Origin of the sequence: Hymenobacter coccineus, from assembly GCF_001816125.1 — a bacterium.
Taxonomy (GTDB): Bacteria; Bacteroidota; Bacteroidia; order Cytophagales; family Hymenobacteraceae; genus Hymenobacter; species Hymenobacter coccineus.
This window is the reverse complement of sequence record NZ_MDZA01000233.1, coordinates 33,606-43,221: the sequence shown is the minus strand read 5'-3', so window position 1 is coordinate 43,221 and position 9,616 is coordinate 33,606. Positions and strand designations below refer to the sequence as shown.

Here is a 9,616-nt window from a genome sequence, read left to right as displayed (position 1 = left end):
CGTTTTCGGGGGCGCGATTTTACGGCCGGGGCGGGCGGGCTGGTGCTGGCGGCGGGCCTGCTGCGCAGCCACTTCCGGCGGGTGCAGGCGGGGCCCCTGGCCGGGCGGCAGGCGGCGCTGCGCAGTGCCGCGTGGTGGCTGGCGGCGGGTCTGTGCTACAGCTACAAGTTTCTGCTGGTGCTGCCCATCCTGGGGGCCCTGGAGGTGTGGCGGGCCGACTGGCCGGCCTGGCGCGGGGCCACCAAGTGGCAGGTGCTGGGCCGCCTGGCCCTGCCCTACGCAGTGCTGATGGCCGCCGGGGCCCTATTAGCCGGCCTGCCCTGGTACCGCTGGCCGGCCACCTACGTGCGCCTGGTGCTGCCCGATGCGCCTAATCCCGCCGGCCGCCAGTTGGTGCTGAGCCCCGATTTCTTCTTCTACTTCCGCTACCTAGGGGCATTCGAGTCGCCGGTGCTGCTGCCGGGGCTGGCGGCGGGCGCGTGGCTGGGGTGGCGGCAGTGGCGGGCGCTGCCCCTGGGGCCCGTGGGCCGGCCGCTGCCGCTGCTGCTGTACCTGGCCCTCTGGGCGGGGTGCTGGCTCGCGGGCATGGCCCTGCTGCAAAAAGCGCCCCGCGGCCTTACCTACGCCTTTTTGCCGCTGGCGGCGCTGGCGGTGCTCAGCCTGCGCCACCTGCCCGGCCGCTGGCGGGCCCCGGGGCCGCCGTGCTGCTGGCCGCCCTGGCCCTGAACGGCTACCGGCTCTGGCAGCACATCTACCGCTACCCGCCCAGCCACTACCCCGCGGTGGCCGCCTGGCTGCGCGCCCACGGGGCCCAGCGCGTGGCCAGCACGGTGGGCCTGGGCCTGGCCCCGTACTTATCTAAAGAGGTGCAGTTTACCAGCATCACCAACGAGCGCCAGCTGGGGGCCCTGCGCCGCCAGGGCTACGACTACGTGGTGCTGGATGCCTATTGGCAAGTGGCCCACGTGGCGCAATTCGACTCGCTGCGCCGCCAGCCCCCGCTGGCCGCCTGGCCCGAAACCCGCCTCACCGAGCCGCTGCTGTTCCTGGAGCACTCCGAGTTTACCGGCCTCAACTACAACCAAACCCTGGACTGGCAGCGCGAAGCCGCGCAAGATTCGGCGCAGCTCCGCGTGTACCGCCTGGGGCCCCGGTAGTGGGTTTTAATTATCAGGTCTTGCTTAGAATAAGCGCAAAAAAGGACGTCATGCTGTGCGCAGCCGAAGCATTTCTACCGCGCAAGTAATTCGACCTATTAGATTAGTTACGCGGTAGAGATGCTTCGGCTGCGCGGACGCCAGATGAGCATGACGTCCTTGGAATGGTTATTTATCTACAACCAACCTCCTCACCGCTTCACGCCCAGGCTATCGAGGTGGTGTTGGTAGCGGCGGGCGTTGCGCTTGTGCTGGGCGTAGGTGACGGCGAAATCCGAGAAGCCGCTACCGTCGGGGCGGGCGCAGAAGAACAGATTGTCGTTGTGGGCCGGACGCAGCACGGCGTCGAGCGAGCTGGCGCGGGGCGTGGTGATGGGGCCCGGTGGCAGGCCCTTGTGGCGGTAGGTATTGTAGGGCGAATCCACTTTCTTGTCCACGTTCAGCACGCGCTTGCGGGTGCCTAGGCCGTGCAGGGGCCAGAGCAGGGTGGGGTCGGCCTGCAAGGGCTGGCCCAGGCGCAGGCGGTTGAGGTACACGGCGGCAATCAGGGGCTTGTCGGTAAGCTGGGCCGTTTCGCGCTGCACAATGCTGGCCAGCACGCCCACCTGTACCGGCGTGAGGCCCAGCGAATCGGCCCGGGCCCGGCGCACCGGCGACCAGAACCGGCGGTGCCGCGCCGCCATGGTGTCCAGGAAGGCGGCGGCGCTGGTGTTCCACAGCAGGCGGTAGGGCCCCGGAATGAACAGCGTGCGCACCGTGCAGGTATCGAGGCCGTAGCGGGCGCGCAGCCCGGCATTATTATTCAGCAATAAGCTGAGCTTGAACGAATCGGCTTCGATCTGCCGGCTGACCTGCCGGGGTAGGTTTTCGAGGTAATGGAACGGCGCCAGCTCAAAGGCTACTGTGTCCTGCTGCCCGCTTTCGAGCAGCTGCACCAGGGCCAGGTTGCCCAGCCCGGGGCCCAGGCGGTAGCGGCCGGGCCGCACGTGCGCCGGGTAGCCGCGCCAACGCGCTAACCAGTTGAACGCGCCCGGCGCGCGCAGCAGCCCCTGCCGCCGCAGCGAGTCGCGCACGGCGCCGTAGCCGCTGCCGGTGCGGATGTACAGGTAGGCATCGCCTTCCACAAACGCCACCACGTTGGGCCGGTACAGCACGCGCCACGCCAAGTAGCCGCCCGCCAGCAGCAGCCCCAGCACTCCCAAAAATCCAATCAACAGCCAGCGGCGCATCGCATTAAATTAGGTAATGGGGGCCGCACCCCGGGCCCCCAACCGCAAAGGCAGCCCGGAAGGTTCGGGGCCCTATTGGGGACGTACCAGCAACGCCCAAAGCCATTGCCAGCTCGGTCGGCTACGAGTGAACCGCGCACCGACTCCAAACCGCCGCAACGATTAGCGGGCAGCCGGCGAAAAGCCGGCAGCCCGCCCCCGGGCCCCCAGGCCTCATGCAGCAGCTCCCCAAAATCCGTTCTTATCCGTTGAATCCACTTAATCTGCGGTTCAGACAATCAGGCAAACGGAGTGGCAAGCTGCCCGTAGTCTTCGCCGTGCTTCTCAGCTACGGCTTGCAGCAGCTGCTGCTGCCAGGGGCGTAGGGCCCCCGCGGCGCCCTGCTCCACAATGTCGGCGATGAGGCGGTTGCTGAGCACCATGTTGGCCATCACGGGGCCCTGGTCGGTGACGAGGTGGGCTTTGAGGGCCAGCAGCAGGGTTTCGCGGGCTTCCGCGCGGCTGGCGGCGGCCCCGTTCAGGCGGCGCCGGAACGGGAATTTGCGCTGGTCGGGGGGCAGCGGGGCCTCGTCGGGCAGGTCGGTGGTGCCGATGGCCAGCAGCTGGTCGGCGTAGGGCGCCCGTTTCAGCTCGGGGTGCAGGCCGTTGGCAGCGCGCAGCTGGTTAGAGGTTTCGATGGGCTGGCGGGCCAGCTCGGCCAGCCGGTCGTTGCTGATGACGTGGTAGGGCGGGCGGTCGAGTTGCCGGGCCACGGTGTCGCGCAGCTTGTACAGCTCCCGGAAAATGGGCATTTCCTGGGGCGTAATCTTGAACTTGGTGGCGTTGCGGGCCCAAGGGCGGGGCTCGTCGCGGCCGTAGCGCACGGCTTCCAGGGCCTGGTTCTCCTCCACGGCCCACTGGGCGCGGCCCATGTCGGCGAGGCGGGCGGCCAGGCGGTCGGTCAGCTCGAACAGGTAGAGCACGTCGTTGGCGGCGTACTCCTTCTGGGCCTCGGTGAGGGGGCGCTTCAGCCAGTTCGACTTCTGCTCGCCCTTGTCCACCTCAAAGCCTAATTCGCTCTGGATGAGGCGGCCCAGGGAAATATTGTTATCTTCAGCAGCCAGCAGGCTGAATTGCAGGCTGGTATCGACGATGGTGCGGCAGTTGACGCCGAACACCTCGTCGAGGAGCAGAATATCTGACTTGCAGGAATGGAACACCTTGGCCACGGCCGGGTCGCGGAGCACGGCAAAGAGCGGCTCCAGGCCAGCGGCCATGTCGGGCTCCAGCGGTAGCGGGTCGATGAGGTACACCTCCTGCCCGTCGAACACCTGGATGAGCGCCAGGTGCCGGCCGTAGCGGTAGCGCATGTCGTCAAACTCCAAATCGATGCCGATGCGCGGCTGGGTGGCGAAGTGGGCGGCCGCGGCGGCAATGGCGTCGGCAGTGGTGAGGTAGTGAATTATGGGCATCGCCGGCAAAAGTAGGGGCCCGGGGCCCCGCCGCCTATCAAAAGCTGGTTGATCCATCAGGGCGAACAACTCATTACGTCTCGGCAAGGGTAAAAAAATAGGGGTGTAGGTGTTTTTTTTGTTAATTAATAATAGATTTGTCATTTCAAACTAATCCTGTTTTAAGAAAAAATAGTGTTTTTGGGCGTCGACCCCCTCCAGTTTTGCTTGTTCAACTTTAACTTCCATTGCATGAAAATGAAAAACTTTACTCACTACCGGCTGCTGTTGCTGCTGCTGAGTTGTTTGCTAGCCGCCCCCGCCTGGGCTCAGTCCCAGGCCGTAAGCGGCCGCGTGTTGGGTTCGGACAGCGGGGCCCTGCCCGGCGTTACCGTGCTGGAGCAAGGCACCACCAACGGCGCCACCACCGGCGCCGACGGCACCTTCCGGCTGAGCGTGGGGCCCCGGGCCTCGCTGGTGTTCAGCTCCGTAGGCTACGCCACCCAAACCGTGGCCGTGGGCAGCCAGGCCACTGTGAACGTGACGCTGCAAGCCAGCGCCACCGAGCTGAGCGAAGCCGTGGTGGTGGGCTACGGCACCCAAAACAAGGCCGACCTCACGGGTTCGGTGACGCAGCTGTCGAGCAAAGACGTGGGCAACCAGCCGGTGCAGTCGTTCGAGCAATCCATCCAGGGCAAGGCGGCCGGGGTGTTCATCGAGAGCGGCAGCGGCAAGCTGGGCCAGGGCATCCGGGTGCGGGTACGCGGCGTGTCCAGCATCAGCGGCGACACGCAGCCGCTGTACGTGGTGGACGGCATCCCGGTGCTCGCCGACAACCTATCGTCGACGTCGGGCGCCACCAACCCGCTGGCCGACATCAACCCCAATGACATCGAGAGCATCAACGTGCTGAAGGATGCCTCGGCCACGGCCATCTACGGCTCGCGCGCCACCAACGGCGTGGTCATCGTGACGACCAAGCGCGGCCGGGTCGGCGCCACCAAGTTCACCGTGGCGTACCAGACCGGCCTGAGCAGCCCAACCCACACGCGCGATTTCCTGAACGCGGCGCAGTACACCGAGCTGCTGACCGAAGCCCGCAACAACAACGGCTCCTCGGCGGCCTCCACGGCTACCCGCCTGCGCATCATCGCGGGCGACCAGGACCCAACGAGCTACGACACCGACTGGCAGCACCAGGCGTTCCAGCGGGCCCCGTTTTCGCAGTACGACCTAAGCGCCAGCGGCGGCTCGGAGAAAACGAAATTCTTCATCTCGGGCCAGTACAGCGACCAGAACGGCATCTTGGTGAGCAACCGCTACCAGCGCATGAACGCCCGCTTCAACCTCGACCACCAGGCCACCGACAAGCTGACCTTCGGCGTCAACGTGGGAGCCACTCGCTCGGTGAACAACCGCCTGCCCAACGACAACGCCTTCAGCACGCCGATGCAGATTGTGGCGCTCTCGCCCCTGACGCCCGTTAGCGACCCGCGCACGGGCCAGCCCGTGGGAGCCATCGACCCGGCTACCGGCACCTACAGCACCAACTTCCCATTCTACTACAACCCCCTGCTGAGCATTGCGGGCGGCGCCTACACCACCACCGTGTACCGGCTGCTGGGCAACGTGTACGCACAGTACAAATTCACGCCGGACTTGTACTTCCGCTCCGAAGTGGGCATCGACTTCACCAACTACAACGAAGACCAGTACCAGGGCCGCATCACCTCGCGCAACAGCGGCCCGACCAATGGCTTCAGCTACAACGCGGCGCAGGTCAACGCCAAGCTGGTGGTGAACAACTACCTCAACTACCACAAAACGTTTGCCGAGCAGCACTTGGTGGACGTGACCGTGGGCACAGCCTACGAGCAGGGCCAAGTCACGGGCAACAACGTGACCGGCACCCAGTTTGCTTCGGATGCCTACAGAACTATCGCCAACGCCTCGTCCATCACGGCGGGCAGCTCATTTAACAACGGCGGCAACACGCTGGTTTCGTACTTCGGCCGGCTGTCCTACGCCTACGCCGGCAAGTACCTGGTGGGCGGCAGCGCCCGCCTCGACGGCTCGTCGCGCTTCGGGGCCAACAATCGCTACGGCCTGTTTTCGGCCGGTTCGCTGGGCTGGCTCATCTCGGAAGAAGACTTCCTGAAGGGCAACACTACCCTGAGCCTGCTCAAGGTGCGGGCCAGCATCGGCAAAACCGGCAACCAGGGCTTCGGTAACTTCCCGTCGCGCAACCTGTTTACCGGCACCTCGGGCTACGTGGGCGTGCCCGGCCAGTCGCCGTTGCAGCTCGGCAACCCCGACCTAACCTGGGAATCGACCACGCAGTACGACGCCGGCCTGGAGTACGGCTTCTTCGACAACCGCATCTCGGGCGAGTTTGATATCTACCTGAAAAACACCAACGGCCTGGCCCTGAACCAACCCGTGCCGCTGACCACGGGCTTTGGCTCGATTTTCCGCAATGTGGGCAGCCTGGAAAATAAAGGCATCGAGTTCACGCTGACGACCCGCAACTTCGTGGGGGATTTCGCCTGGACGACCAGCTTCAACGCGGCCATCAACCGCAACAAAATCACCAACCTCAACGGGCCGTCCATCCTGGGCAGCAACCTCAGCCGCGCCCAGGAAGGCCAGCCGCTGGGCGTGTTCGTGGGCCCCGAGTACGCCGGCGTAGACGCCGCCAACGGCGACGCGCTGTACTACTCCAACGCCACGATGGCCGACGGTAGCCTCGACCGCTCGACCACCAACGACATCAACGGCGCCACCTACGTGGTGGTGGGCAACCCCAATCCGACCTGGACGGGCGGCATCACCAACACCTTCTCCTACAAAGGCATCGACCTGACGGCGACGCTGGTGGGCGTGTTTGGCAACCAGATCTACGACGGTGGGGCCCAGTACTACTCGGTGGCCTTCAACAACGGCTACGACAACCAGACCACCGACCAACTCAACCGCTGGCGCAACCCGGGCGACATCACCGACGTGCCCAAGGCCTACCTATTTGGGGGCAACGGCACGGGCGCTTCGTCGCGCTTCGTGCGCCAGGGCGACTACGGCCGCCTGCGCACGGTGCTGCTGGGCTACAACCTGCCCAGCAGCGTGGCAAAGCGCGGCTACCTGCAATCGGCCCGCGTATTTGTGCAGGCCCTGAACCTGCTGACTTTCACCAAGTACAAAGGCTGGGACCCCGAGGTGAGCACCGACTACCTGACCGGCACGGGCAGCACGAGCCAGAACAACATTAACCAGGGCACGGACTTCTACACTGCGCCGCAGGCGCGCACCTTCACGGTGGGCGTCAACCTGGGCTTTTAAGCCGTGGGGCCCCTTCTTCTTCTCAACGCGCTACTCTTATGAAAAAATTAGTATTTGGGCTGCTGGCAGCCTGCCTGGCCACGGGCTCGGTGACGAGCTGCAACAACAAGCTTAACGTAGTGCCCGTTGATTCCATCGACGCCGGCAACGCCCTGAGCACATCCGACGACGTACAGGCCGCCCTGGTGGGCACCTACACCAGCTTGCAGTCCATCGACGCATACGGTGGCTACATCCAGTTCATTTCGGACCTGCTGGCCGACGACGGCGACATCACCTTCGTGGGTACTTTCTCCAACCCGTACCAGTTCCAACGCAAAACCATCCGCCGCGACAACGGCAACGCGCAAAGCACTTGGGGACGGGGCTACGCCACCATCAACCGCGCGAACAACGTGCTGGCCAACCTGGACAAGGTGACGGCCGCCGCCAGCAAAACCCGGACGGAGGGCGAGGCCCGGTTCCTGCGGGCCCTGACGTACTTCGACCTGGTGCGCCTGTACGCCCGCGCCTGGAACGACGGCACGCCCAGCGCCAACCCCGGCGTGCCCGTGGTGACCACGCCCACCAGCACCGTGACGGATGCCAACCTGCTGGCCCGCAACACGGTGGCCGAGGTGTATACCCAAGTCATTGCCGACCTGACGGCGGCTGAGTCGCAGCTACCCGCCAGCAACGGCATATTTGCCAACAAATACGCCGCGGCGGCCATCCTCTCGCGGGTGTACTTGCAGCAGGGCCGGTTCACCGAAGCCGCCGCCGCCGCCAACCGCGCCACCGCGGGGCCCTATATGCTGAACCCCGACTACGACACCGAGTTCTACCAGGGCGCCGATTTGCTGGCCAACACGGCGGAAGACATCTTCACCATCCAGAACTCGGCCCAGAGCGGCATCAACCAGCTGAACGTTTTCTATGGTGAGCAGCAGCGGGGTGATATCAGCATCAACGACCAGCTGCTGAACCAATTTGAAGCTGGCGACGACCGCGCCGGCTTGTTTACGGTGACGACTAACCAGACGTACTCGAACAAGTACGACGCCCAGTACGGCAGCGTTAAGCTCATCCGTCTGGCCGAAATGTACTTGACCCGGGCCGAGGGCAACTTCCGCGCCGGCACGGCGGTGGGCGCCACGCCGCTCAGCGACATCAACCGCGTCCGGGCCCGCGTGGGCCTGCCGGCGCTGGCCACCGTCACGCTGCCCATCATCCTCAAGGAGCGCAAGCTGGAGCTGGCCTTCGAGGGCTTCCGCCTCGGCGACCTCAAGCGCAACCAGGAGTCCACCACCGACCCCACCACCGGGGCCCCCGTGGCCTGGAACTCGCCGCGCCTGGTGCTGCCCATCCCGCTGGCCGAAATCAACGTGAACCCCAACCTGGTGCAGAACCCCGGGTACTAGCGCTGGCTACCTAACCAAAAGAGGGCCCCCAACCGCGGTTGGGGCCTCTTTTGGTTAGGTAATTGGTTGGCTACTTCTCGCCGATAAGCAGCTGCGGCTGGGCCCCCCGGCCGCCGCCCATGATGATGACCTTGGCGTTGGGGGAGGTAGCAATGGCCTGGTTGGCCTTGATGGTTTCGTACTGCAGCAGTTTGTCGCTCAGCTCGGTGTTCACGATGCGCTGGTAGTCGGCAATGCCCTGGGCCTCCACGCGCTTGCGCTCGGCTTCCTGCTTCTCCTTTTGCACCACGAACTGCATTTTCTGGGCATCTTGCTCGGCCGAAATCTTGCTCTCGATGCTGGCCTTCACCGACTGCGGGAGCTGGATGTTGCGGATGAGGAGCTGGTCGAGCTGGAGGCCGTTGGTGCGGAAGTCCTTCTCGATGGCCGCCAGAATGCGGGCCTGGAACTCCTCGCGCCGGGTGGAGTACAGCGCCACGGCGTCGTAGTACACGGCGTTGTCGCGGATACGGGTGCGCGAAATGGCCCGCACAATCTTGTCCTGGTAGTCCTCGCCGATGGTGGCTAGGATTTTAGGGGCCTGCACGGGCACCACGTGGTAGAGCACGGTGAGGTCGATGACCACTTCCAGCCCGTCGGCCGATAGCACCCGGATGGCGTCGTCGCCGGCCTGCTGGCCCTCGCTGCGCACCGCCGACATGGTGTAGTTTTGGGTGCGGGTGTCGAAGCGCGTCACGTCCACGAGCGGGTTCACCAGGCTTAGGCCGGGCTGGAGCACGCGCGGCTGCACCTGCCCAAACAGCGTTTGCACGCCCACCTGGCCCACGCCCACCTGCACCACTGTACTAAAGGAGGCCCCCAGGATAAGCAGCGCGCTGCCCAGAAAGATGAGGCCGCCGCGCAGCCGCTCCACGCGCTCCGAGAACCGGCTGGCGTTCAGGCCCACCATCAAAATAAAGAAACCAATTATGACCAGAAACATGGACTAGGAAGAGAAATTTGGGGCCCCACCGGCGCGCGGGCATGCGGAAGCGCCCGGACCGGAAGCCGTTAATTGTTAACAA

Annotated in this window: 7 protein-coding genes; 4 read left to right on the top strand and 3 right to left on the bottom strand. The window is 65.0% G+C overall.

Translation table 11 applies throughout. The annotated features are described in order from the left end of the window. Together BEN49_RS28010 and BEN49_RS14040 are read left to right on the top strand one after the other, a co-directional pair. Positions 1 to 726, top strand: a 726-nt coding sequence (locus BEN49_RS28010) for a hypothetical protein (protein WP_204376113.1), incomplete at its 5' end; no start/stop codon positions are given. Beyond that, positions 702 to 1,157 (top strand): hypothetical protein, encoded by a 456-nt coding sequence (locus BEN49_RS14040; RefSeq protein WP_070744379.1) that lies wholly within the window; start codon positions 702 to 704, stop codon positions 1,155 to 1,157. The genes BEN49_RS28010 and BEN49_RS14040, both read left to right, overlap by 25 nt. 191 nt (positions 1,158 to 1,348) lie before the next feature. On the opposite strand, the gene mltG is transcribed toward BEN49_RS14040, so the two are convergent. Both mltG and BEN49_RS14030 read right to left on the bottom strand, forming a co-directional pair. Continuing rightward, positions 1,349 to 2,386 (bottom strand): endolytic transglycosylase MltG, encoded by a 1,038-nt coding sequence (mltG, locus tag BEN49_RS14035; RefSeq protein ID WP_070744377.1) that lies wholly within the window; start codon positions 2,384 to 2,386, stop codon positions 1,349 to 1,351. Positions 2,387 to 2,664: 278 nt separating this feature from the next. Next, a complete protein-coding gene (locus tag BEN49_RS14030) occupies positions 2,665 to 3,837 on the bottom strand; it encodes a ribonuclease D (RefSeq protein WP_070744376.1) in 1,173 nt (390 codons plus the stop codon). 237 nt (positions 3,838 to 4,074) lie between these two features. Between BEN49_RS14030 and BEN49_RS14025 the strand changes: the two genes are divergently transcribed. Then, positions 4,075 to 7,152: a SusC/RagA family TonB-linked outer membrane protein gene (locus BEN49_RS14025; protein ID WP_070744390.1), complete on the top strand. Its 3,078-nt coding sequence runs from the start codon at positions 4,075 to 4,077 to the stop codon at positions 7,150 to 7,152. 38 nt (positions 7,153 to 7,190) lie between these two features. Next, positions 7,191 to 8,552, top strand: coding sequence for a RagB/SusD family nutrient uptake outer membrane protein (locus BEN49_RS14020; protein ID WP_070744374.1), 1,362 nt, complete (start codon positions 7,191 to 7,193; stop codon positions 8,550 to 8,552). Between the two features lie 70 nt (positions 8,553 to 8,622). On the opposite strand, the gene BEN49_RS14015 is transcribed toward BEN49_RS14020, so the two are convergent. Further along, a complete protein-coding gene (locus BEN49_RS14015; protein ID WP_070744372.1) occupies positions 8,623 to 9,534 on the bottom strand; it encodes a prohibitin family protein in 912 nt (303 codons plus the stop codon). Between the last annotated feature and the right edge of the window lie 82 nt (positions 9,535 to 9,616).

Coding starts and splice junctions, on each gene's coding strand:
- BEN49_RS14030 (WP_070744376.1), bottom strand. CDS start 3,837: ATGCCCATAATTCACTACCTCACCACTGCCGACGCCATTGCCGCCGCG.
- mltG (WP_070744377.1), bottom strand. CDS start 2,386: ATGCGCCGCTGGCTGTTGATTGGATTTTTGGGAGTGCTGGGGCTGCTG.
- BEN49_RS14020 (WP_070744374.1), top strand. CDS start 7,191: ATGAAAAAATTAGTATTTGGGCTGCTGGCAGCCTGCCTGGCCACGGGC.
- BEN49_RS14015 (WP_070744372.1), bottom strand. CDS start 9,534: ATGTTTCTGGTCATAATTGGTTTCTTTATTTTGATGGTGGGCCTGAAC.
- BEN49_RS14025 (WP_070744390.1), top strand. CDS start 4,075: ATGAAAAACTTTACTCACTACCGGCTGCTGTTGCTGCTGCTGAGTTGT.